Below are 21,984 nucleotides of genomic sequence, written 5' to 3'. Positions count from 1 at the left end.
TTCTCGCTCGTGCTCCGCCACAGCCGCCCGCGCCGCGGCGTCTCCGACCGCCGCGCTGCGTCGCGGCGTCCGGCCGCCCCGCCGAGGGCGACCGCCTCAGGCTAGTCCAGCGTCAACAGGCCCTGCTCGGACACCACGCTGACGGACAGCGTCTTGTACCCCACCTCGTCGAAGAGAACCGTCATGCGGTCGTCCTCGTAGCTCAGCACCAGGCCGGGCCCCCACTCGGGATGCCGGACCTGGCTGTGCACCGGGAACGGGCCGACCGCGCCGTTGTCCGCCGTGCTGGTGCCGGCGTGGCAGTTGTCGCAGTGCCCGCAGACCGCGGTCATCTGCTCGCCGAAGTACGCGAGCAGGGTCTGGCCGCGGCAGGCGGTGGTCTCGGCGAAGGCGCGCATCATGTCGGTACGCGAACGCGTCACCGTCTGCTGCCGTTCCGCCTCCGCGAGGGCCGCCGCGGCGGCCGCCACGGGTGTCGGTGAGTAGCGCGGCGCGCCGACTCGCTGCCGGCCCCCGGGCTCGGCCGCGCCCACCTGCTCCAGCAGCGCGAGGTACTGCCCGAGCTTGCGCGGGCCCAGGCCGGTCAGCTCCCGCAGCTCCTTCCTGGTGCAGGGTCTGCGGCGCAGCAGCGCGGACAGGTCCCGCAGCTCGTTCTCGTCCGGCAGGCCGCCGGTGAAGTAGCGTTGCAGCCCGACGTCCTCCGCCTGCCACAGCAGCAGCACCCGGGCCGGCTGGCCGTCGCGCCCAGCGCGCCCGATCTCCTGGAAGTAGCTGTCCGGCGAGTCGGGCAGCGCCATGTGCACCACCCAGGCGATGTTGGGCTTGTCGATGCCCATGCCGAACGCCGAGGTGGCGACCATGATGGGCACCCGGTCGGCGAGGAAGGCCTCGTGCAGCTCGGCACGGGCTCCGGCTGCCATGCCGCCGTGGTAGTACTGCGCCGGGAAACCGGCGTCGGTCAGCCGCCCGGCCAGCTCCTCCGCCGCCCGCCGGGTGGGGACGTAGATGATGCCGGGCCGCTCGTCGTCGCGCAGCAACGCGATCAACCGCCGCCAGCGGTAGTCCTCGGTCGGGCAGTGGGCCACCTCGAGGAACAGGTTGGGCCGGTCCAGGCCGGAGACGACGATCTCGGGGTCCCGCAACCGCAGCCGGGCGACGATGTCGTCGCGGACCGGCGGGGAGGCGGTGGCCGTCAGCGCGACCACCGGCGGCCTCCCGATCCCCTCGATGAGGTGACCCAGGGCCAGGTAGTCGGGGCGGAAGTCGTGGCCCCACGCGGAGATGCAGTGCGCCTCGTCGATCGCCACCAGCGCCGGCTTCAGCGACCGCACCTCGGCCATCCGGTCCGGGTTCGCGAGCTGCTCCGGCGTGATGAAGAGGAACTCGGCCCGTCCGGCCCGGATCTCCCCGATCGCCTCGGCCTGCTGGGCCGGCGACTCGTCGGAGCTGATCCGGACCGCCCGCAGCTCGGGCCGCTGCCGCTCGTTCAGCGCGGCGATCTGGTCCTGCTGCAGGGCCAGCAGCGGGGAGATCACCACCGTGGGACCGGGAATCAGGCTGGCCGGGATCTGGTAGATCGCCGACTTGCCGGCGCCGGTGGGGAGCACCACCAGCGCGTCACGGCGCTTCATCACCGCCCGCATCGCGGCGAGCTGGTGGGGCCGCAGCGCGGTCCAGCCGAAGAGGCTCTTCGCGGCGCGGCGCAACGTCATCGAGTGCGTGGACAGCTTCATCGAGGGCCGGAGGTACCCCGGCTGATCAGCGGTGAAACCGCGGCCGGGCTGAAGGGGTCATGCCCCACCGGCCGGCACACGACAGAGCCCCGGCTCTCCCTCCCTTGCGAGGCGAGCGGCCGGGGCTCCATCGTCGTTCAGCGGTCAGTACGTCGGCTGTCCCGAGCCGGGGCAGGTGCCTCGGCTACCCATCGCCTGGTGCGGTGGGCACGGCTTGCCGGGGGAGACGCCTACTCGGGCACCGCAGACTGAGCACTGACTACCGGGGGCCATGTGCGGACTCCTTCGGGGAATCGGTAATCGGGATGAGGGTCCTCGGTCGGGTCGCCGGTCGGGCCGGTTGCGGCAGTCACACGAAGGTAGAGCGTGCTTCCGTCTTGGCAGGTGATCCGCAAAGCAGCCGGCATCAGGTGAACATCGGGAAAGCCGCACGGCTCCCAGCTCTTGAAGATCGGCGGACGGGCGACATCGAGGAGTTGCATGGTGAACATGAGCAGCCGGGCGGCCCGCTGTGCTGGCGGCGGCATCTCGGCGGGAAGCGGCACGGGTGCCGGCGCCGGGCGGGGTGCGTCGGCAGCCCAGAGCATCGCGGCGGAGCCGGATTGGTAGATCACCTTCACGCCGGACGGCGACTGTCCGCCCGGGCGGGTGTCCGTGCCATAGCGCGTAACGTCCGTGATGTCGGGGTGCTCGCTGGCGCGGATCAGTGCCGCCATGGCGTCAAGGGCTTCGGTCACCTGCATGTCGTCTCCGTTGTCGCATGTCCGGGCAGGTCAGGGGCGGGCTAAGTCTAGGCGGGGGTCGGCGGTGCTCTCGTCTGGCGCGCCTCCGGGACACGAAGGACCGCGAGGGGGCGACGTTGACCTTCAGGCCCGCAGCCTGGCAGAGCTTTGTGTCGAGCTACGCCGCTAGTCGCCGGCCGCCCCATGCGGCGAGATCCTGCCGCACGGTGACGGCAGCGTTGCTCTGCTTCCCGCGCGGTTCGGGCAGCTCGCCGACGCGGCGCTGAAGCCGCTTCTCTCCGCCACCCCGTCAGCGGACCCGGGGGAGCACCTCGCGTTGGTAGAGGTCGAACAGGCCCTGCCAGTTCGGGCCAACGTTGGCGACGTAGACCTCGTCGAAGCCGGCCTTCGCGTACTCCTCGATCTTCGCCACGTGGGCGTCGGCGTCCCTGCCGCAGACGAACGCGGAGGTCATCGTCTCCTGCGGCACCATGCTCGCGGCCTGCTCGAAGTGGCGCGGGGAGGGGAGCACCTGGGACAGCTCACCGGGTACGCCCGCGTTCGGCCAACGCTGGTACGCGATCCGCGCGCCCTCGTCCTCGCTGTCCGCGTACGCCGCCTTGAAGCCGGCCTGGACCGGCTTGTCGCCGCCCCCGGCGGAGCGGAACCGCCGCACCAGCTCGGCGTCGGGCGAGGTGTTGATGTAGCCGTCGCCGATGCGGGCGGCGAGGTCGACCGACTTCGGGCCGAAACCGGAGACGTAGACCTTCGGGGGCGTCTCGGGCAGCGTGTAGACGCGGGCGTGTTCGACGGTGTAGTGCCGGCCGCGGTGGTTGACGAAGTCGCCCTTCCACAGGTCGCGCAGCACCGCGACGGCCTCCTCCAGCATCTCCAGCCGGGTGTCGGTGTGCGGCCACGGGTCGCCGAGGATGTGCTCGTTGAGCGCCTCGCCGCTGCCGACGCCGAGCACGAAGCGCCCCTCGTGCAGCACCGCGCTGGTAGCGGCCGCCTGCGCCACCACGGCCGGGTGGATGCGGACGGTGGGGCAGGTGACCGCGGTGGTGACCGGCAGTCGGCACACCTGGCTGAGCGCCCCGATGACCGACCAGACGAAGGGGCTCTGCCCCTGCGCGTCGGTCCACGGGTGGTAGTGGTCGGAGATCCACAGCCCCTCGAAGCCGGCTCGCTCGGCGCCGCGTGCCTGCGCCAGCAGCTCGGCCGGCGTGAACTCCTCGCTGGACAGGAAGTAGCCGATCCTCATCGTCGCCCCCTCGCCGGAAACCGTGGACGGGTCGTACCCCGGGGGTCGCCGCGGGAACCCGCCGGGCCGCACGGGCTTCGGCGACGCGTCGCCGCGCGCGCCGGTCACCGCGCGGGCGGCGTCGCGGGTCTCAGCGGCGGAACATCGCGCGGATCGCGGCGAGCAGCAGCAGGCCGCCCACCACCACGCCGAGCAGGCGTACACCGGGGACGTCGGCCGGGCTCGTCGCCTCGGCCAGCAGCACGGGGTCCATCCCCGCACTGTCGCCGCCAGATGTCGGGACGGCAACTGTAAGGTTTATTGACTATTTGGTCGCGCGGTGTGAGCATGGCAGCACCGCCGCCGGTCGCGGAGGTGCCGGGCCGTGCAGAGACGGGGGGACGACCACCGCATGAGCGATCTGAACGAGGAGCAGGCCGGAGTGGGAGCGTGACCATGCCCGAGGGGAATCTCGCGTCCCTGGCCGCCGCCGTCCTGCAGCCCGGCTTCGTCGGCACCACGCCGCCACCCTGGGTCTGCCGCTGGCTCGCCGAGGGGCTCGGCTCGGTGGTCCTCTTCGCCCGCAACGTCGTCGATCCCGAGCAGGTCGCCGGGCTGACCGCGACCCTGCGCGCCGAGCGCCCGGACGTCGTCGTCGCCATCGACGAGGAGGCCGGCGACGTGACCCGGATCGAATCCGGCCGGGGCAGCTCGCGGCCGGGCAACTTCGCGCTCGGCGCGGTGGACGACCCGGCCCTGACCGAGGAGGTCGCTTACGACCTCGGCGCGGAACTCGCCGCCCTCGGCGTCACCCTGAACTACGCGCCCGACGCCGACGTCAACTCGAACCCGGACAATCCGGTCATCGGCGTCCGCTCGTTCGGCGCCGACCCGGCCCTGGTCGCCCGGCACACCGCCGCCTGGGTACGCGGCCTCCAGTCCGGTGGCGTGGCGGCGTGCGCCAAGCACTTCCCCGGGCACGGCGACACCCGGGTCGACTCCCACCACGACCTGCCCCGGATCACCGGTGACCGGCTGCGGCTGAACGCCGTGGAACTCGCTCCCTTCCGCGCGGCCGTGACCGCCGGGGTCCAGGCGGTGATGACCGGGCACCTGCTCGTACCGGCGCTGGACCCGGAGCTGCCGGCCACCCTCAGCGGCCGGATCCTGACCGGGCTCCTGCGCGACGAGTTCGGGTTCTCCGGCGTGATCGTCACCGACGCGGTGGAGATGCGGGCGGTCGCCGACCGGTACGGCTTCGCCGGTGCGGCGGTGCGCGCCCTGGCCGCCGGCGCCGACGCGATCTGCGTCGGCGGCGAACGCGCCGACGAGGAGTCGGCGCGGCACCTTCGGGACGCCATCGTGGCCGCCGTCGTCTCCGGGGAACTGCCGGAGGAACGACTCACCGAGGCCGCGAAGCGGGTCGGCCAGCTCTCCGCCTGGACCGTCGCCGCCCGCGCCGACCGGCCCGTCCGGCTGCCGGGCGACAGCTCCGGCGTCGGGCTCGCCGCCGCGCGCCGAGCCGTACGGGTCACCACGGCCCGCGGCGGGATCGGCCTGCTGCCGCTGACCGGCCCGGCGCACGTGGTCGAGTTCGAGCCGCCACCCAACATCGCGATCGGCCCGGACACCCCGTGGGGTGTCGCCGCCCCGCTCGCCGACCTGGTGCCGGGCACCACCGCCGTCCGGTACGCCGAGGCCGACGTGCCCCGGGACCCGACGGCCGGCGCCGCCGACCGCCGCGTCGTCCTGGTGGTGCGTGACCTGCACCGGCACCGGTGGATGCGGGCGGCCGTCGACCGCGCGTTGGCGGCCCGGCCCGACGCGGTCGTCGTCGAGCTGGGCGTGCCGGAGCTGGTCGCCGGGCGGGTGCACCTCGCCACCCACGGCGCCACCCGTGCCGCGGGCGTCGCCGCCGCCGAGATCCTCACCGGCGTCGCCTGAGGGACGCGGATCGGCGTTCCCCTGAGGGCGCGGGCCGGTGCCGCCCGAGCGGCGCGGCCGGAAACCTGACGGCGGGTGCGGCGTCAGGTCCGGTCGGTCACCAGGTCGGCGTACTCGGGGTGGCGCTTGATGAAGGCCGCCACGAAGGGGCACTGGGGCACGATCTTCGTGCCGCGCTCGCGCAGCTGGTCGAGGGTGCCCCGGATCAGCGCCGCGCCGACGCCCATGTTCTGGAACCTCTCGTCCACCTCGGTGTGCGTGAAGATCAGGTACCCGTCCCGCGGCAGGTACGCGGTGAAGCCCGCGAGGCCGTCGTCGACCAGGATCTCGAAGCGGTGCTTGGCGGGATTGTCCTCGACCAGGGTGCTCACCCGGCCATTCTGCCTCCGGTGCCGGCCAGGACGTCCAGTTCGGCGAGCAACCGGTCCACCTCGGCGGCCGTGTTGTAGTGGTAGATGCTGGCCCGGACCGCCCCGCCGCTGTCCCGCAGCCCCACCGTCCGGAAGTACTCGTAGGCGTAGTAGTCGCCGGAGGAGAGGCAGAGCCGGGCCGCGCCCAGCGCCTCCTGCGTCGCCGCCGGGGACAGGTTCGCCAGCCGGAACGACACCGTCGGGCAGCGCCGGGCGGGGGAGCCGAGCACGGTCACCCCGGGCAGCGCGGCGAGGCCGTCGAGCAGCCGCGCCAGCAGCGACTCCTCGTACGCCTCGGCGGCGGCGAGGCTGGTCCGCAGCCGTGCCCGCCGGCTCCCGGTCGCCGCCGGGTCCAGCCCGGCCAGGTGGTCGACGGCGGCGGCCACGCCCGCCAGCAGCGGGAAGCTCGGCGTGCCGTACTCGAACCGGTCGGGCACCGCGTCGGAGGAGGGGCGCAGCTTCGCCGGGCGCAGCCGCTCCCAGCGGGCCGGATCGGCGACCATGGCCGCCAGGTGCGGCCCGGACCACTTGTAGGCGCTGGTGACCAGGAAGTCCGCGCCGAGCGTGGCGAGGTCGGTCGGCCCGTGGGGGACCGCGTGCACGCCGTCCACGCAGACCAGCGCGCCGGCCGCGTGAGCGGTCTTGGCGATTGCCGCCACGTCCGGGACCGTGCCGATCGCGTTGCTGCCGGCCGTCACCGCGACCAGCCGGGTCCGCTCGCCGACCAGGTCGGCGTACTGGCCGGCGGGCAGCTCGCCGGTGCGCCCGTCGAACTCGGCCCAGCGCACGGTAGCGCCGGCGGCCTCGGCGGCCTGGATCCACGGCCGGACGTTGGCGTCGTGGTCGAGCCGGGAGACCACCACCTCGTCACCGGGCCGCCAGGACGCGCCGAGCGTGCGGGCCAGCGTGTACGTCAGCGCGGTCGCGCTCGGCCCCAGCACGACACCCTCCGGGACCGCGCCGACCAGGTCCGCCACCGCCGACCGGGCCGCGTCGACCAGCTCCAGCGACCGGCGGCCGGGCAGGTTGGCGGCGCTGCGGTTGCCGATCGCCGTCCGCATCGCCTCGGCGACCGCCTCGATGACCGGTCCGGCAATCTGGGTGCCGCCGGCCCCGTCGAGGTGGACGTGGCCCTCGGCCAGGGCGGGGTACGCGGCCCGGGTGCGGGCGATGTCGAACGGCATGACCGGGACCCTAGTGCGGTGGCCGGTGACGTTGCCAGTTCCGGACACCGCACCGGCTCCCGCTGTCGATCATGGTCCGGTCGCGGGCGTCTCGTACTCTTGGCGCCGTGACGAACCGACGCATGTTCCCCCTTCCCCCCGCCCGCCGGGCCGCCGGCCTGCTCGCCGGTCTGGCCCTCGGCGTGGCCGTGCTGGCCGGTTGCAGCTCCGAGGGTGCCTCCACCGACTGCTCGCTGGCCGGCTCCTGCACCGTCACCTTCGACCGGGGTGTCGACGCCTCCGCCAGCATCCTCGGCGTCGAGGCCAAGCTGATCGGCGCGGAGGGCGACCAGGTGACCGTCGAGGTCGCCGGCGAGCAGGTGACGCTGACGACCGGCCAGCAGGCCGCCCAGGTCGGCGACTTCTCGGTCACCCTCGACAGCGTGACCGACCAGGAGGTCAAGATCCAGGTGGCGGCCAACGGCGGCTGAGCCCGGGCGGCGGCGGTGGCGACACGTTTGGAAATCTTCGCGTCCGGAGATTGAGGCGCCATGTCTCTCACCCGGAACGCCGAAGCCACCGCCGCCCGCACGGCGAACAGCCGGTGGTTGGAACTCCTCGCCCGGGCCGGCTTCATCGGCTACGGGGTCGTGCACCTTCTCTTCGCCTGGTTGGCACTGCAGATCGCGTTCGGTAACCCCGCCGCCGACGGCGACCAGTCCGGCGCGCTGCGGACCCTCGCCGCCCAACCCCTCGGCAGGGTCCTCGTCGTCACGATCGCGATCGGCCTCGCGGCGATGGCGATCTGGCAGGCCCTCGAGGCCGCCGTCGGCCACCGCGTCGAGCGGGGCCGGGAGCGGGTCTGGGAACGCCTCGCCTCCCTCGGCCGGACCCTCGTCTACCTCTACTTCGCCTGGACCGCCTTCAAGGTCTTCCGGGACGCCGGCTCCAACAGCGCGGACCAGCAGGAGGCGCTCACCGGCCGGGCCATGGAGTCCGCCGGCGGACGGTGGCTGGTCGGCCTGGCCGGCGTCGTGCTCGCCGCGATCGGCGTCGGCCTGGTGATCTACGGGCTGGTGAAGCGCTTCGAGAAGCACCTGAAGACGGGCGAGATGAGCCCGAAGGCCCGCCAACTCGCCCGCCGGCTCGGCATCGCCGGCTACGTCGCCAAGGGCGTCGCGTACGGGATCACCGGCCTGCTGGTCGTCGTCGCCGCCGTCAACTACGACCCGGAGAAGGCCCGCGGCCTCGACGCCGCGCTGCGGACGCTGCGCGAGCAGGCGTACGGGCAGGTGCTGCTCACCGTGGTCGCCCTCGGCATCGCGGCGTTCGGCGTCTTCTGCTTCCTCCAGTCCCGCTACCGGAAGGTCTGAACTGGTCGATTCCGCCGTCGACCGGCACCATTGGGGTTTTGCCCCGATGCGTTCGGCGTCCGGTTGAGGAGAGGAACCACCTGTGCAGAGCTACCTCGGGACGATCGTCGCCGTGTTCGCCGCGGCGGCGATCGCCCTGTTCGTGGTGGAGGTCGTCCACCGGCTGATCCGGCGGCTCGGCCGGCGGTCGCTGCTGATGACGGAGCTGACCCAGCACGCGCACCGTTCGTTCCAGGTCGCGGCCACCGTTCTCGCCGTCCACTTCGCCGTCCGGTTCACCACCGGGTACGCGGTCGGCAGCGGCTGGCGGCAGGTCCTGCTTCACCTGCTGGTTCTCGCCGTGATCGCCACCACCGCCTGGCTGGTCGCCGCGCTCCTGGTGGTGGCGGAGGACACGGCGCTCGCCCGGTTCCGGGTCGACGTGCCCGACAACCGGCACGCCCGGCGCGTACGCACCCAGGTGGTCATGCTGCGCCGGCTGACCATCGCGGTGATCGTGGTGCTGACCCTCGGCGTGATGCTGATGACCTTCCCGGCCGTCCGGGGCATCGGCGCCGGTGTGCTGACCAGCGCCGGTGTGGTCGGTGTGGTGGCCGCGCTGGCCGCGCAGAGCCTGCTCGGCAACGTGTTCGCCGGCCTCCAGCTCGCGTTCAGCGACGCCGTACGCCTCGACGACGTCGTCGTGGTCGAGGGGGAGTGGGGCCGGATCGAGGAGCTGACCCTCAGCTACGTGGTGGTGCAGATCTGGGACGACCGGCGGCTGATCCTGCCGACGTCGTACTTCACCAGCACGCCGTTCCAGAACTGGACCCGCACCGAGGCGGCGGTGCTCGGCACCGCCGAGTTCGACGTGGACTGGTCGGTACCGGTGCAGGCGATGCGGGAGGAACTGCGCCGCCTGGTGGAGAAGAGCGAGCTGTGGGACGGCCGGGTCTGCGTACTCCAGGTCACCGACGCGACCGGCGGCATGGTCAAGGTCCGGGCGCTGGTCAGCGCGGCGGGCGCCGGGAGCCTGTGGGACCTGCGTTGCCTGGTCCGCGAGCACCTGGTCGCCTGGGTCCGGGACCAGCGGCCGACCGCCATGCCGAGGATGCGCGCGGAGGTCGGCGACGCCGACAGCAACCTGGCGTGGCAGTGGGTCCAGCCCCGCCGGCCGGCCGGCCGCCTCGCCGACGGCGACGTGCCCGACGACGCCCGCGTCTTCGGCGGCAGCGACGACGGTGACGCCCGCAGCGAGGCCTTCGTCGGCCCGGACGAACCGGTGGACGCCCGCCGCTGACCCGACCCTGTTCCGCCCGAATCGTCCGGCCGCCCCAGGTGCCGGGGGGCTCGTTCGTGTCGGCATCCCGACCCCATCGACGGCGATCATGCGCGTTCTGCCTTGACGAACCAGTGCACAATCCGCAACGAGACGCTGGATGTGCACGATCGCGGCCAGGAGTAGGCGGGATGTCGCGTGACCTCGCGTCGAGGCGGACGTTGGGCGGACAGGGAAGCAGGAAGGTTTGCGTCCCGCATTTCCGGGGACGTGCTGCCCGACACCCCGCGCCTTGCAGCAGGTCGCGGGGACGCGGCGGTCGGACGGCCGGGAGGATTGACGGGCGGCGACTCCGGGCATACAGCGCGGTGATGATGAAAGGAGGACAGCATGGCTGACGTGGCGAATGCCCGCACGACCCGGACCGGGAGCGAGCCGTCCACCGCCGAGCTTGTGCAGCGGGCCACGGAGCAGGTCTCCCGCCTGGTCCGCGACGAGCTGGCCCTCGCGCGTGCGGAGCTGACCCAGAAGGGCAAGCACGCCGGTATCGGCATTGGCCTCTTCGGCGGCGGCGGCGCGCTGGCGCTGTACGGCCTCGGTGCCCTGGTCGCGACCGCGATCCTGCTGCTGGACCTGGTCCTGCCCGCCTGGGCGGCCGCGCTGATCGTCGCGGTGGTGCTCTTCCTGGGCGCGGGCATCCTCGCCCTGGTCGGCAAGAAGCAGGTCAGCCAGGCGGTTCCGCCGGTGCCGGCGGCGACGGTGCGCAGCGTCCGCGCCGACGTCGACACCGTCACCGCGGCGGTGAAGGACGGGAGACGGGCATGACGGGCAACGGGCGCGGCACCGGGGACACCGAGGCCCTCCGGGAGGAGATCCGGCGGACCCGGGTCGAGCTGGGCGAGACCGTGGAGGCGCTGGCCGCCAAGGCCGACGTGAAGAAGCGCCTCAAGTCCTCCACGGAACAGGCGAAGGAGCGGATGCGGGAGCAGGCCACGCTGACGGTCGCCCGGGTGCGCGGGCAGGCCCGGCAACGGGGCGAGCGGGTGCGGGGCAACCCGGCGCCGTTCGCCGCGCTGGCCGCGGGTGCGCTGGCCGCGGCCGTCGTGCTGATGATCATCCGAGGGAGGCGCCGGTGAGCCGGGCTATCGGTAAGGCCGCCTACAGGCCGGTCGGCGTCCTGATGGGTATCGCCGCCGGCACCGTCGCGGGCGCCATCTTCCGGCAGGTGTGGAAGGTGACCGCGGGCGACGGCGAGGCGCCGAGCGCGACCGACGAGGACCGCCGCTGGGGTGAGATCCTCGCGGCGGCGGCGCTGCAGGGGGCCATCTTCGCGGTGGTCCGGGCCGCCGTCGACCGGGGCGGCGCGATCGGCGTACGCCGGTTGACCGGCCGGTGGCCGGACTGACCTGCGGTCGACAAGGGCCCCCGTGCCGGAACACCACCGGCGAGGGGGCCTTTTCGCCGGTCCGCAGGTACCCACCGGACTGATCTCCGGCATCCGACAGGTCACATGTCGGAGAATTTCGTCCGGTAGGCTGTGCAGAGTTTTTGCGTACGTGGTTTGCTGTTCCACGCTGTTGTAGAGATGGCGTGGGTTGAGAGAAGTCTCCTTCATCGGGGGCCGCCTCAGGCGCCGCTGCTCGAAAACGGCCAACCGGCCGCACGGCGTGCTCGGCCGCCAGTTTTAGAAGGAGTTGCACATGGCGCAGGGAACCGTGAAGTGGTTCAACGCTGACAAGGGCTTCGGCTTCATCACCGTCGACGGCGGGGGTGCTGACGTGTTCGTCCACTTCTCGGCCATCCAGACCAGCGGCTACCGCACGCTGGAGGAGAACCAGCGGGTGGAGTTCGAGATCGCCCAGGGTCAGAAGGGTCCGCAGGCCGAGCAGGTCCGCCCCCTCTGAGTGGTGCCGGCCGGCAGCCGCCGGCCAGTGGGTGATCCGGCCCCCCGGATCGACGCGAAGCCCCGTATCCCGTCCGGGATGCGGGGCTTTCACCGTGTCCGGAATGGAACCGCGGTGCGCCGGGAGCGTCAGCGTCGGTCGCGGGCGCGTACGCCCAGCCACAGCAGGACCAGCCCGGCGAGCGCGACGACCGGGCCGACGACGACCCACAGGTCCACGCCGGTCATCACGCTGCCCTCGACGTACCCGAGCCCCTGCACGGTCCAGAGCGCACCGAGGACCACGGCCAGCAGGCCGACCGTGAGCGTCAGCCAGCCCTTCATCACGTTCTCCCGTCCCCGCCCCGGGTCCGTCCCGTTCACCACCGGTCGTGCACCTGCGGTCGGATCAGCTCGTCGTACACCTCGGCGACCGTCGCGCGGTCCTGGTCGGACAGTGGTGGCTGATCGGCCACGGCGGCGTTGGCCCGGGCCTGGGCCGCGTCCCGGGCGCCGGGGATCACCACGGTCACACCGGGCTGGTCGGCGACCCAGCGCAGCGCGAACTGCGCCATCGTGCGGTCCGGGCCGACCAGCGGCGCGAGGCGACGGACGGCCTCCAGGCCGAGCGCGAAGTCGACGCCGGAGAAGGTCTCGCCGACGTCGAACGCCTCGCCGTGCCGGTTGTAGGTGCGGTGGTCGTCGGGGGCGAAGGTGGTGTGCTCGTCGTACCGGCCGGAGAGCAGCCCGCTGGCCAGGGGCACCCGCGCGATGATGCCGACCCCGGCCGCCGTCGCGGCCGGCAGCACCCGCTCGAGGGGCTTGAGGCGCAGGGCGTTGAGGATGATCTGCACGCTGGCAACGCCCGGGCGGGCGATCGCGGTGAGCGCCTCGTCGCAGGTCTCGACGCTCACGCCGTACCCGGCGATCCGTTCCTCGGCGACCAGCGTGTCGAGCGCGTCGAACACCGCGTCGTCGGCGAAGACCGGCGTCGGCGGGCAGTGCAGCTGCACCAGGTCGAGGGTGTCGACACCGAGGTTCTTCCGGGACCGGTCGGTCCACTCCCGGAAGTGCGCCAGGGTGTACGCCTCCGGCGTCTGGGCGACCCGGCGCCCCATCTTGGTGGCCACCGTGAGCCCGGCGCCGGGCCGGATGCCCAGGAACCGCCCGATCAGCTGCTCGCTGCGGCCGTCCCCGTAGACGTCGGCGGTGTCCAGGAAGGAGACCCCCGAGTCGACGGCGGCGGCGAGGACCGCCATCGCGTCGTCCTCGCTGACGGTGCCCCAGTCGGCGCCGAGTTGCCAGGCACCGAGCCCGATCACGCCGACGGTCCGGCCCAGCCGGGGGAAGGTGCGCTGCTCCATGCCCCAGAGCCTAGTGCGGTGTCCAGGAACGTTCGCCGCGCCCCGGCGGGCGCCGGACGACGACCGGCGGCGTTGGAGTCGGGCCCGGATACGACACCGGTATCCGGGCCCGGCTCCGCCTTGCCGGATCGCCGCCCGGACTCGCCGCGACACTGGCAACGTCCCTGGACACCGCACCGGTGATCCGCTTGCCGGGCCGCGCGCCGGGCCGTACGGTTAACAAGACGGACGTACGGTTTGGGAGGCTGGCATGTGGGACCCGGCGGCGTACCTTCGCTACGGCGACGAACGGTCCCGGCCGTTCCACGACCTCCTCGCCCGCGTCCCCGCCGGCCGCCCGCGCGCGGTGGTCGACCTCGGCTGCGGTCCCGGCACGCTGACCGCGACCCTGGCCGACCGGTGGCCGGACAGCCGGGTGACCGGTCTGGACTCCGCACCGGAGATGGTGCACCGCGCCGCCGCCCTGGGCGTCCCGGTGGACTTCGGCGTCGCCGACCTCCGCGACTGGCGCCCCGACCCGGACACCGACGTCGTGGTCAGCAACGCCGTGCTCCAGTGGGTGCCCGGGCACCGGGACCTGCTCACCCGTTGGGCCCGCGAGCTGCCCGCCGGTGCCGTGATCGCGGTGCAGGTTCCGGGCAACTTCGACGCCCCCTCGCACCGGGCGCTCCGCGCCGTCGCCGGCCGTCCCACCTGGCGCGACGTGCTCGGCCCGCTGCTGCGGGAGGCGCCCGTCGACGACCCGGTCGGCTACGCGCACCTGCTGGTCGCCGCCGGCTGCGCGGTGGACGCCTGGGAAACTACCTACGTGCACCTGCTCCCGGCCCCGGCCGACGGCGACCACCCCGTCCTCACCTGGATGGAGGGGACCGCGCTGCGCCCGGTCCGGGCGGCGCTGGACGCCGCCGGCTGGTCCGCCTTCCGGACCGAGCTCGGCGTACGCCTCGCCGAGGCGTACCCGGTTTGCGGGGGGCGGGTGTACTTCCCATTCCGACGCGTCTTCTTCGTCGCCCGAACCGGCGCCCGTGCAGAGGAGAACCTGTGACCGACCTGCCCACCTTCATCGCGGGACTGCCCAAGGTGGAGCTCCACGTGCACCACGTCGGCTCCGCCTCGCCCCGGATCGTCGCCGAGCTGGCCGCCCGCCACGAGGGGCGCAGCCCGGTCCCGGCCGACCCGGCCGCACTCGCCGACTACTTCGCCTTCCGCGACTTCGCGCACTTCATCGAGGTCTACCTGAGCGTGGTGGACCTGATCCGGGACCCGGAGGACGTGTGGATCCTCACCCACGAGGTCGCCCGCGAGCTGGCCCGCCAGCAGGTCCGCTACGCCGAGCTGACCGTCACCCCGTACTCGCACGTGCACCGCGGCATTCCGGCGCCGGCGTTCTGCGAGGCGATCGAGGACGCCCGCAAGCGCGCCGAGGCGGACTTCGGCATCGAGCTGCGCTGGTGCTTCGACATTCCGGGTGAGGCCGGCCTCCCGGCGGCCGAGGAGACCCTGCGGATCTGCCTGGAGGAACGCCCCGACGGGCTGGTCAGCTTCGGGCTGGGCGGCCCGGAGATCGGCGTACCGCGGCCGCAGTTCAAGCCGTACTTCGACCAGGCCCGCGCGGCCGGCCTGCGGTCGGTGCCGCACGCGGGGGAGACCACCGGCCCGCAGACCGTCTGGGACGCGTTGCGCGACCTCGGCGCGGAGCGGATCGGGCACGGCATCTCCGCCGCCGACGACCCGCAACTGCTCGCGTACCTCGCCGAGCGGCAGATCGCCCTGGAGGTCTGCCCGACCTCCAACGTCCGCACCCGGGCCGTGGCGCGGATCGAGGACCACCCGCTGCCCCGGCTCATGGCGGCCGGCGTGCTGGTGACGATCAACTCCGACGACCCGCCGATGTTCGGCACGACCCTGAACGACGAGTACGCGGTGGCGGCCCGCCTCCTCGGCGCGGGCCCGGACGGGCTGGCCGCACTGGCGCGCAACGCGGTGACCGCGTCCTTCCTCGACCCGGCCGCGAAGCAGCGCCTCGTCGGCGAGATCGACGCGTACCTGGCGACCGCCCCGCGCTGACCCCGGCACCGCCGTGATGAAGGAGTGGCGCGCGGCGGGAGGAGGTGTGGGGGGACCGATTCTCCCGCCGCGCGCACGGCTCCACCGGCCGCAGGTGCGCGGGGCAGGTAGCCGGTGGAACTGATGGGTTCGTGCCTTCGATCCTGACAGCTGCGCCCCGGGACGGCGCCGGTGTTAACCCGGATCTAAGGAAGACTTGCGCCGGCCCACAACCCGCCGGCCCGCAGCCCGCCGGCCCACGGGCCGGGCGTGCGTCAGCCGTCGGTGGGGCGCTGCCGCGGCCACCGGCGGCCGCTGCCCTTCTGGTCGCGGACGTCCCGGGCCATCCGGCCCACCAGCCCGAACCGGCTCACCTGACGGGGCGTCGCGTCCGGATCGGCCAGCAGCATGACGACACTCGCCCCGCCCAGCCGGGCCCGGTCGATGCTGACCGACCCGTTCGCCTGCAACGCCACCCGCTTGGCGATGTCCAGCCCGAGACCGGTCGAGCCGCGGTCGCTCGCGCCCCGGCGCAGCGCCCGGTCCGGGTCCGCGATGCCCGGCCCGGCGTCGTCGACGCGGATCGCGACGTAGCCGTCCCGCCGCGAGACGGCCACCTCGAACGCGGTGCCCTGGGGCGTGTACCGGAAGACGTTGCCGATCACCGCGTCCAGGGCGGCGGCCAGTTCCGCCCGCGGCACCGGCGCCGGGATGCGCAGCTGCGCGCCGGTGACCCGGTGCTGCCGGTTCTGGTCGCCCGCCAGGGCGGACCAGAACACCATCCGCTCCCGTACCACCTCGCTCACGTCGCACGTGGTCGGCGCGGTCTCCTGGGTGACCGCCTTGCGGGTGGTCTTGATGAGCTGGTCGACCTCGCCCTCCAGGGTGACGATCGCCTGCCGGATCCGCCGGATCCCGCGTCGACGGTCAAGCTCGGCCTCGCTGAACGTGCCGATGCTGGTGTCGTCGGGATCCAGCGCCTCGGCGTCGAGCCGGAGCGCGGTCAGCGGCGTACGCAGCCGGTGCGACAGGTCGGCGACCAGTTCCCGCTCGTCGGCACGGGCGTCGACCAGCCGCTCGACCATCCGGTTGAACGCGTAGCCGGCCTCGGCCAGCTCCCGTGGGCCGGTCGGCTCCACGCGGACGTTGAGATCGCCGCCGCCGAGGGCACCCGCGGCCCGGACCAGATTGCGCGCCGCGTCCACCGTGCGGGTAGCCACCCGGTCTACCATCAGCACCGCCGCCCCGACCAGGGCGACGGTCACGCCGAGCAGCAGGAGCCACCGCCCACCGGAGCCTTCGTCGAGCTCGGACTCGGGCACGAAGACCTCGACCACCGCCGTCCGGTCGCCGAGCAGCACCGGGTCGAGGCGTACCGCGCCACCGTCGACGTCGACGACGACCGAGCGCCCCTCGGCCCGGGCCCGGTCCAGGTCCGCCGCGGCGGCCCGGCCCCCGGACGCGTCGACGTCCAGCCCGTGGACCACCGGCCGGGTGGCCGGATCGTCGCCGCTGGCCGCGACCGCCCGCTCGACCACCTCGGGCGCGGTGCTCACGGCGAGCGCCCCGGTGACCAGCGCACTGCGCCGGGCCGCGTCGGCGATGGCCTCCTCGCGGGCACGGTCGCCGAGGCTCGACGTGAGCGGCACCAGGAACGCGAGCGCCACCAGGGTGCACATGCCGGCCGTGACCAGTGCGAGGGTTCGCCTCAGTCCGGCGGCACCAGTCGGAAGCCCACCCCCCGCACGGTGCGCAGGTAACGTGGCTTCGCTGCGGACTCGCCCATTTTGCGACGCAGCCAGTACAGATGAACGTCGATGGTCTGATCCTCGCCGACCGACGGTTGCCGCCATACCTCCTCCAAGAGCTCGCGGCGGGACACTACCCGGCCGGGTCGTGCGGCGAGATACGCCAGCAGGTCGAACTCCTTGCGGGTCAGCGCCAGGGGTTCACCGTCGAGGTGGGCGCTGCGCTCCCCGACGTCGACGCGCAGCCCGCCGACCTCGTGCACGGCCGGCTGCACGCTCCGGCTGGCCCGGCCGGCGCGGCGCAGCACGGTGGTGATGCGGGCGTCCAGGTGCGCGCCGGTGAACGGCTTGACCATGTAGTCGTCGGCGCCCGCCCGCAGCAGCCGGACCACGGACTGCTCGTCGTCGCGGGCGGTGGCGATGATGATCGGCACGTCGGTGATGCCCCGCAGCATGCGCAGCGCGTCCGAGCCGTCGAGGTCCGGCAGCCCCAGGTCGAGCACCACGAGGTCGGGTGTCTCGGCCGCCACCCGGCGCAGCGCGTCGAGCGCGGTGCCGACCGCGTGCACGGCGTGCCCGCGGTCGGCGAGGGATCGCAGCATCGCGCCGCGGACGACGTGGTCGTCTTCGACCAGGAGCACGGTGGCCACGCCAAGACGGTACTCGGCGTGGCAAGTTGATCGACACCGTCGACCCGCGCCCGAGCAGGCCAGGACGACGCCGCGACGGTGCCGGCGGGACCCGTCGATCGCGTTGCGGCGCCCCTACAAACCCGGCAAGCTGGTACAACGATGTCCTTCACCCTCTTCGCCGACACCCGACTCGCGCTCGCCCGGGACTCGCTCGCCGGCCTCTCGGTCGGCGACGCGCTCGGCTCCCAGTTCTTCGTGCCCGGTCGTCGACCGGCCGACCTGGCCGCCGGCCGGCTCCCACCTCCGCCCTGGGCGTGGACGGACGACACCGAGATGGCGTGCTCGGTCGTGGCCGCCCTGGCCGACACCGGCCGGATCGACCGGGACGCGCTCGCCCTCGCGTTCGCCGACCGTTGCGAGCCGCACCGTGGCTACGGCGCGGGAGCGGTGGCCGTCCTGCGGCTGATCCGTACCGGCACCCCGTGGCCGGTGGCCGCCGCGTCGGCCTTCGACGGGCAGGGCTCGTGCGGTAACGGCGCCGCCATGCGGGTGGGGCCGCTGGGGGCGTACTTCGCCGACTCGACCGGCCGGGCGGCGGACCAGGCCCGGGCGTCGGCCGAGGTGACCCACGCCCATCCGGAGGGCATCGCCGGCGCGGTCGCGGTCGCGGTGGCCGCGTCCCTGTCCGCCCGGGGCCGGCTGGACGGGCACCGCCCCGAGCCCGACCGGCTGCTCGCCGGGGTTGCCGCCGCGCTCGACCCCGCCACCGAGGTGCACCGGGGGGTACGGCGGGCCACCGGACTGCTCGGCCGTCCGCTGCCCGAGGTCGTTGACGCCCTCGGCAACGGCTCCCGGATCACCGCCCAGGACACCGTCGCCTTCACCTGCTGGGTCGCCGCCGGACACCTCGACGACTACCCGGCCGCGATCCGGTCCTGCGTCGACGCGGGCGGGGACGTCGACACCACCGCGGCGATCGTCGGGGCGGTGGTCGCCGCGTACACCGGGGTCGGCACCCCGGGCGGCGTGCCGACGGAGTGGCTCGACGCCCGCGAGCCGCTGCCCGACTGGCTCCCCTGAGCCGTCAGCCGGCGGGCGCCGACCGGCCATGGTGTCGCGGCGCCGGCCCTGCCGCCCGTCGCTCCGCTGCTCGCCTTGTCCGTCGGCCGCCACCGAAGGCATGCGGCCCCTTTGCTCTGCTTCACCGGACGCAACGGTTCCGGCCGGAATCCGTTGCGTGGGTTGAAGCAGAGCAAAGGGGGGCGAGCGGGGGCGGCTGGAGCGAGGTCAGCGCGTCCGCGCCACCGCGTCCGTCGGGGCCACCGCCTCCGTTCGCGCCGCCGTGTCCGGTGCAGTGGCCTGCTCCTCCGGTTGAGGCGCGTCGGCGGGCGGGTCGCCGTCGAGGACCGCGCGCAGGTCGTTACGCCCGTCCGACGGCTCCCGGCGGCGCCAGCGGCTGAGCAGCCAGCCGCCCGCCACGCCGCCGCCGAGGCCAGCGAGCAGACCGGCGACGAGCAGGCCGTCGGCGTTGCCCCCGGCCGGGTCCGAGGCGTCCGCCGTACCCGCCGGGTCGCCCACGCCCGGCGCGCCCGGCGCCGCGCCGTGGCCGTGTCCGCCGCCGGCCGCGCCGGGCGCCGGCGGCAGCAGGGTGAGCGCGGGCGCCGTCTTGTCACCCGCCGGCTCCGACCAGCGGACGACCGTGCCGTCGGCGTACGTCTGGAGCACCTCGAAGGTCAACCGCTCCACCTGCGGCAGCGGGCCCACCGACAACGTCAGCCGGGCCGGCCCGGTCTCCGACCCGGGCATGCGGAACCAGGTCACGGCGCTGGTCACCGTGGTCACGCCCGAGGAGTGGATGCCGGCGACCGGCCGGTCGAGCTCGCGGGTGGCGATGCGGGGTGCCCAGCCGGTCACCGACATCGGGTAGACCTCGGCGATCGGAGCGTCCGCGGGCAGCCGGATCTCGATCCGCTCGGTGCGGGTGCCGGCCCGCTCCTCCGGCACCACGAACTCCAGCTTGACCGCCTCGCCCTGCCGGGCCTGCGTCGGCTGGACCGTCACGTCCGCCGCGTACGCCGTGCCGGGCCAGGCCAGCAGTGCGCCGGCGACCAGGGCGGTCACCGCCCCGGCCCGGCGGCCGCGCCTCTCGCGCGTCCTCGCCATCGTCGTCCCCATCCGTGTCCACGTGGCCGGAACCGGCTCCAGCCACACCTGGTAGTTCGGACGCGGGGACGGAAAGGTTCAACGCCTGAGGGGGGCGTTAACAAGGGGCCCTTCCTCTACCGCAGGCGTTGAGAGGGGGCCCTTCCTTACACCGCAGCGGGTGATGGTCGGGACGACCGATAGCATCGGCAGCATCCGTACCGCCTGCCCGTGAGGAGTCACCGTGTCCGCACCCCGTATCCCCGTCGTGGCCGACCCCGTCGTCGTGGCCGCCGGGACGACGGCGGCCGACGCGGTGGCGGCGGCCGGCCTGCCGGCGACCGGGCCCAAGGCGATCGTTGTGGTCCGCGACGCCCAGGGTCAGCTGCGCGACCTGGACTGGCGGCCGGAGGTCGACACCGAGGTCGAGCCGGTGGCCATCGACACTCCGGACGGGCTGAACGTGCTGCGGCACTCCACCGCCCACGTGCTCGCCCAGGCCGTGCAGGACGTCTTCCCGGAGGCGAAGCTCGGCATCGGCCCGCCCATCGAGAACGGCTTCTACTACGACTTCGCCGTCGACAAGCCGTTCCAGCCGGAGGACCTGGCGAAGCTCGAGAAGCGGATGCAGGAGATCGTCAAGTCCGGCCAGCGGTTCCGCCGGCGGCGCTTCAACAGCCTGGACGAGGCGAAGGCCGAACTGGCCGCCGAGCCGTTCAAGCTGGAGTTGATCGACGTCAAGGGCGAGGGCCTGGACTCGGACGAGGTCATGGAGGTCGGCGGCGGCGAGCTGACCATCTACGACAACCTCGCCGCCACCGAGGACAAGGTCTGCTGGTCGGACCTGTGCCGGGGGCCGCACCTGCCGAACACGCGGCTGATCGGCGCGTTCAAGCTGATGCGCTCGGCCGCCGCGTACTGGCGGGGTTCGGAGAAGAACCCGCAGCTCCAGCGGGTGTACGGCACCGCGTGGCCGACGCGCGACGAGCTGAAGGCGTACCTGAAGCTCCTCGAGGAGGCCGCGCGGCGCGACCACCGCAAGCTCGGCGCGGACCTGGACCTGTTCAGCTTCCCCGACGAGATCGGCTCCGGCCTGCCGGTCTTCCACCCCAAGGGCGGCGTGCTGAAGCGGGTGATGGAGGACTACGTCCGCACCCGCCACATCGAGGAGGGCTTCCAGTACGTCGGAACCCCGCACATCTCGAAGGAAGGGCTGTTCCACACCTCGGGCCACCTGCCCTACTACGCCGATGGCATGTACCCGCCCATGGAACTCGAGGGCGCGGACTACTACCTCAAGGCGATGAACTGCCCGATGCACAACCTGATCTACCGGTCGCGCGGGCGGTCCTACCGCGAGCTGCCGATGCGGCTGTTCGAGTTCGGGTCGGTCTACCGGTACGAGAAGTCGGGCGTGGTCCACGGGCTGACCCGGGTGCGCGGCCTGACCCAGGACGACTCGCACTCCTACTGCACCCGGGAGCAGGCGCCGGCCGAGATCAAGCACCTGCTCCACTTCGTGCTCAGCCTGCTGAAGGACTTCGGCATCGACGACTTCTACCTGGAGCTGTCGACCCGCGACGAGTCCAAGCCCGACAAGTTCGTCGGCTCCGACGAGGACTGGGCCACGGCCACCGCGGTGCTGGAGCAGTGCGCGCGGGAGACCGGGCTCGACCTGGTGCCGGACCCGGGCGGCGCGGCCTTCTACGGCCCGAAGATCTCCGTGCAGGCCAAGGACGCCATCGGCCGCACCTGGCAGCTGTCGACCATCCAGTACGACTTCAACCAGCCGAAGGGCTTCGGGCTGGAGTACCAGGCGGCCGACGGCACCCGGCAGCAGCCCGTCATGATCCACTGCGCGAAGTTCGGGTCGATCGAGCGGTTCATCGGCGTGCTCACCGAGCACTACGCCGGTGCCTTCCCCGCCTGGCTCGCCCCGGTGCAGGTGGTCGGCATCCCGATCCGCGAGGACCACACCGACTACCTGCACGGCTTCGTCGCCGCGCTGCGCGCCGAGGGCATCCGTGCCCAGGTCGACGCCGGTGACGACCGGATGCAGAAGAAGATCCGCACCGCCCAGCAGCAGAAGATCCCCTTCATGGTGATCGCCGGCGACGACGACGTCGCGGCGGGCACCGTGTCGTTCCGCTACCGGGACGGCTCGCAGCGCAACGGCGTACCGATGGCCGAGGCGGTCAACCACGTCGTCGACGTGGTGTCCTCGCGCAGCAACATCGGCCCGTCCGCCGCCGAGGTGTAAGGAAGGGCCCCTTCTTAACGCCTCAGGCAGTAAAAGGGCCCCCGGTTAACACACGCCCGGGCCCCGG

General features: G+C 73.4%; 24 protein-coding genes. 13 read left to right on the top strand and 11 right to left on the bottom strand.

Annotation, left to right across the window (positions count from 1 at the left end; genetic code table 11):
* Positions 1–101: 101 nt before the first annotated feature.
* Positions 102–1,733, bottom strand: a complete 1,632-nt coding sequence (locus tag GKC29_RS23240) for a RecQ family ATP-dependent DNA helicase (RefSeq protein WP_155332838.1) — start codon at positions 1,731–1,733, stop codon at positions 102–104.
* Positions 1,734–1,963: 230 nt separating this feature from the next.
* Entirely contained in the window at positions 1,964–2,476 is a 513-nt protein-coding gene (locus GKC29_RS23235; RefSeq protein WP_155332837.1) for a hypothetical protein, read from the bottom strand.
* A gap of 17 nt (positions 2,477–2,493) precedes the next feature.
* On the opposite strand from GKC29_RS23235, the gene GKC29_RS23230 reads away from it, so the two are divergent.
* The gene (locus GKC29_RS23230) at positions 2,494–2,742 is read left to right on the top strand and encodes a DUF397 domain-containing protein (RefSeq protein ID WP_155332836.1); all 249 of its coding nucleotides are present in this window, start codon (positions 2,494–2,496) and stop codon (positions 2,740–2,742) included.
* A 23-nt stretch (positions 2,743–2,765) separates the two neighbouring features.
* Here GKC29_RS23230 and GKC29_RS23225 read toward each other — a convergent pair whose 3' ends face one another.
* Positions 2,766–3,716, bottom strand: coding sequence for a TIGR03557 family F420-dependent LLM class oxidoreductase (locus GKC29_RS23225; RefSeq protein ID WP_155332835.1), 951 nt, complete (start codon positions 3,714–3,716; stop codon positions 2,766–2,768).
* Between the two features lie 130 nt (positions 3,717–3,846).
* Entirely contained in the window at positions 3,847–3,969 is a 123-nt protein-coding gene (locus GKC29_RS30300; protein ID WP_255456067.1) for a hypothetical protein, read from the bottom strand.
* Between the two features lie 176 nt (positions 3,970–4,145).
* Between GKC29_RS30300 and GKC29_RS23220 the strand changes: the two genes are divergently transcribed.
* On the top strand, positions 4,146–5,639 hold the full coding sequence (locus GKC29_RS23220; RefSeq protein ID WP_155332834.1) for a glycoside hydrolase family 3 protein: 1,494 nt from the start codon (positions 4,146–4,148) through the stop codon (positions 5,637–5,639).
* A gap of 83 nt (positions 5,640–5,722) precedes the next feature.
* Here GKC29_RS23220 and GKC29_RS23215 read toward each other — a convergent pair whose 3' ends face one another.
* Together GKC29_RS23215 and GKC29_RS23210 are read right to left on the bottom strand one after the other, a co-directional pair.
* Positions 5,723–6,010 carry a GNAT family N-acetyltransferase gene (locus tag GKC29_RS23215; protein WP_155332833.1) on the bottom strand — a complete coding sequence of 96 codons (288 nt, stop codon included), beginning with the start codon at positions 6,008–6,010 and terminating at the stop codon, positions 5,723–5,725.
* Positions 6,007–7,233: a cysteine desulfurase-like protein gene (locus GKC29_RS23210; protein ID WP_155332832.1), complete on the bottom strand. Its 1,227-nt coding sequence runs from the start codon at positions 7,231–7,233 to the stop codon at positions 6,007–6,009. Before GKC29_RS23210 ends, GKC29_RS23215 begins: the two co-directional genes overlap by 4 nt.
* A gap of 107 nt (positions 7,234–7,340) precedes the next feature.
* Between GKC29_RS23210 and GKC29_RS23205 the strand changes: the two genes are divergently transcribed.
* The 7 genes from GKC29_RS23205 (at position 7,341) to GKC29_RS23175 (ending at position 11,747) form a co-directional block, all read left to right on the top strand.
* Entirely contained in the window at positions 7,341–7,703 is a 363-nt protein-coding gene (locus GKC29_RS23205; RefSeq protein WP_155332831.1) for a hypothetical protein, read from the top strand.
* A gap of 60 nt (positions 7,704–7,763) precedes the next feature.
* On the top strand, positions 7,764–8,585 hold the full coding sequence (locus GKC29_RS23200; protein ID WP_155332830.1) for a DUF1206 domain-containing protein: 822 nt from the start codon (positions 7,764–7,766) through the stop codon (positions 8,583–8,585).
* Between the two features lie 82 nt (positions 8,586–8,667).
* A complete protein-coding gene (locus tag GKC29_RS23195) occupies positions 8,668–9,864 on the top strand; it encodes a mechanosensitive ion channel family protein (protein ID WP_155332829.1) in 1,197 nt (398 codons plus the stop codon).
* A gap of 369 nt (positions 9,865–10,233) precedes the next feature.
* On the top strand, positions 10,234–10,668 hold the full coding sequence (locus GKC29_RS23190; protein WP_155332828.1) for a phage holin family protein: 435 nt from the start codon (positions 10,234–10,236) through the stop codon (positions 10,666–10,668).
* Entirely contained in the window at positions 10,665–10,979 is a 315-nt protein-coding gene (locus GKC29_RS23185; protein WP_155332827.1) for a DUF3618 domain-containing protein, read from the top strand. The genes GKC29_RS23190 and GKC29_RS23185 overlap by 4 nt, the downstream gene beginning before the upstream one ends.
* On the top strand, positions 10,976–11,248 hold the full coding sequence (locus tag GKC29_RS23180) for a DUF4235 domain-containing protein (protein WP_155332826.1): 273 nt from the start codon (positions 10,976–10,978) through the stop codon (positions 11,246–11,248). The genes GKC29_RS23185 and GKC29_RS23180 overlap by 4 nt, the downstream gene beginning before the upstream one ends.
* Before the next feature lie 295 nt (positions 11,249–11,543).
* Positions 11,544–11,747 carry a cold-shock protein gene (locus tag GKC29_RS23175; protein ID WP_011905669.1) on the top strand — a complete coding sequence of 68 codons (204 nt, stop codon included), beginning with the start codon at positions 11,544–11,546 and terminating at the stop codon, positions 11,745–11,747.
* A gap of 128 nt (positions 11,748–11,875) precedes the next feature.
* Here the strand turns inward: GKC29_RS23175 and GKC29_RS23170 are convergent, their stop codons facing one another.
* Positions 11,876–12,112, bottom strand: a complete 237-nt coding sequence (locus tag GKC29_RS23170; RefSeq protein ID WP_155332825.1) for a hypothetical protein — start codon at positions 12,110–12,112, stop codon at positions 11,876–11,878.
* Entirely contained in the window at positions 12,106–13,089 is a 984-nt protein-coding gene (locus GKC29_RS23165; protein ID WP_155332824.1) for an aldo/keto reductase, read from the bottom strand. Before GKC29_RS23165 ends, GKC29_RS23170 begins: the two co-directional genes overlap by 7 nt.
* Before the next feature lie 250 nt (positions 13,090–13,339).
* On the opposite strand from GKC29_RS23165, the gene GKC29_RS23160 reads away from it, so the two are divergent.
* Positions 13,340–14,134, top strand: coding sequence for a trans-aconitate 2-methyltransferase (locus GKC29_RS23160; protein WP_155332823.1), 795 nt, complete (start codon positions 13,340–13,342; stop codon positions 14,132–14,134).
* Positions 14,131–15,156 (top strand): adenosine deaminase, encoded by a 1,026-nt coding sequence (locus tag GKC29_RS23155; RefSeq protein WP_155332822.1) that lies wholly within the window; start codon positions 14,131–14,133, stop codon positions 15,154–15,156. The genes GKC29_RS23160 and GKC29_RS23155 overlap by 4 nt, the downstream gene beginning before the upstream one ends.
* A gap of 254 nt (positions 15,157–15,410) precedes the next feature.
* Here GKC29_RS23155 and GKC29_RS23150 read toward each other — a convergent pair whose 3' ends face one another.
* A complete protein-coding gene (locus tag GKC29_RS23150; protein ID WP_155332821.1) occupies positions 15,411–16,814 on the bottom strand; it encodes a HAMP domain-containing sensor histidine kinase in 1,404 nt (467 codons plus the stop codon).
* 29 nt (positions 16,815–16,843) lie between these two features.
* A complete protein-coding gene (locus GKC29_RS23145) occupies positions 16,844–17,533 on the bottom strand; it encodes a response regulator transcription factor (protein WP_155332820.1) in 690 nt (229 codons plus the stop codon).
* A 141-nt stretch (positions 17,534–17,674) separates the two neighbouring features.
* Between GKC29_RS23145 and GKC29_RS23140 the strand changes: the two genes are divergently transcribed.
* On the top strand, positions 17,675–18,595 hold the full coding sequence (locus GKC29_RS23140) for an ADP-ribosylglycohydrolase family protein (RefSeq protein ID WP_155332819.1): 921 nt from the start codon (positions 17,675–17,677) through the stop codon (positions 18,593–18,595).
* Between the two features lie 207 nt (positions 18,596–18,802).
* Here GKC29_RS23140 and GKC29_RS23135 read toward each other — a convergent pair whose 3' ends face one another.
* A complete protein-coding gene (locus tag GKC29_RS23135; RefSeq protein ID WP_196255695.1) occupies positions 18,803–19,678 on the bottom strand; it encodes a DUF1775 domain-containing protein in 876 nt (291 codons plus the stop codon).
* 223 nt (positions 19,679–19,901) lie between these two features.
* On the opposite strand from GKC29_RS23135, the gene thrS reads away from it, so the two are divergent.
* Positions 19,902–21,917, top strand: coding sequence for a threonine--tRNA ligase (gene thrS / locus GKC29_RS23130; RefSeq protein ID WP_155332817.1), 2,016 nt, complete (start codon positions 19,902–19,904; stop codon positions 21,915–21,917).
* Positions 21,918–21,984 lie beyond the last annotated feature (67 nt).

This window comes from Micromonospora sp. WMMC415 (assembly GCF_009707425.1).
Taxonomy (GTDB): domain Bacteria; phylum Actinomycetota; class Actinomycetes; order Mycobacteriales; family Micromonosporaceae; genus Micromonospora.
The sequence above is the reverse complement of the archived record's forward strand: the minus strand, read 5'-3'. Positions and strand labels throughout refer to the sequence as shown.

Excerpts from the sequence above, each read along its gene's own strand:
- GKC29_RS23240 (WP_155332838.1), bottom strand. The coding sequence starts at position 1,733 with ATGAAGCTGTCCACGCACTCGATGACGTTGCGCCGCGCCGCGAAGAGC.
- GKC29_RS23235 (WP_155332837.1), bottom strand. The coding sequence starts at position 2,476 with ATGCAGGTGACCGAAGCCCTTGACGCCATGGCGGCACTGATCCGCGCC.
- GKC29_RS23230 (WP_155332836.1), top strand. The coding sequence starts at position 2,494 with ATGTCCGGGCAGGTCAGGGGCGGGCTAAGTCTAGGCGGGGGTCGGCGG.
- GKC29_RS23225 (WP_155332835.1), bottom strand. The coding sequence starts at position 3,716 with ATGAGGATCGGCTACTTCCTGTCCAGCGAGGAGTTCACGCCGGCCGAG.
- GKC29_RS30300 (WP_255456067.1), bottom strand. The coding sequence starts at position 3,969 with ATGGACCCCGTGCTGCTGGCCGAGGCGACGAGCCCGGCCGACGTCCCC.
- GKC29_RS23210 (WP_155332832.1), bottom strand. The coding sequence starts at position 7,233 with ATGCCGTTCGACATCGCCCGCACCCGGGCCGCGTACCCCGCCCTGGCC.
- GKC29_RS23200 (WP_155332830.1), top strand. The coding sequence starts at position 7,764 with ATGTCTCTCACCCGGAACGCCGAAGCCACCGCCGCCCGCACGGCGAAC.
- GKC29_RS23190 (WP_155332828.1), top strand. The coding sequence starts at position 10,234 with ATGGCTGACGTGGCGAATGCCCGCACGACCCGGACCGGGAGCGAGCCG.
- GKC29_RS23185 (WP_155332827.1), top strand. The coding sequence starts at position 10,665 with ATGACGGGCAACGGGCGCGGCACCGGGGACACCGAGGCCCTCCGGGAG.
- GKC29_RS23175 (WP_011905669.1), top strand. The coding sequence starts at position 11,544 with ATGGCGCAGGGAACCGTGAAGTGGTTCAACGCTGACAAGGGCTTCGGC.
- GKC29_RS23165 (WP_155332824.1), bottom strand. The coding sequence starts at position 13,089 with ATGGAGCAGCGCACCTTCCCCCGGCTGGGCCGGACCGTCGGCGTGATC.
- GKC29_RS23160 (WP_155332823.1), top strand. The coding sequence starts at position 13,340 with ATGTGGGACCCGGCGGCGTACCTTCGCTACGGCGACGAACGGTCCCGG.
- GKC29_RS23150 (WP_155332821.1), bottom strand. The coding sequence starts at position 16,814 with ATGTGCACCCTGGTGGCGCTCGCGTTCCTGGTGCCGCTCACGTCGAGC.
- GKC29_RS23140 (WP_155332819.1), top strand. The coding sequence starts at position 17,675 with ATGTCCTTCACCCTCTTCGCCGACACCCGACTCGCGCTCGCCCGGGAC.
- GKC29_RS23135 (WP_196255695.1), bottom strand. The coding sequence starts at position 19,678 with ATGGCGAGGACGCGCGAGAGGCGCGGCCGCCGGGCCGGGGCGGTGACC.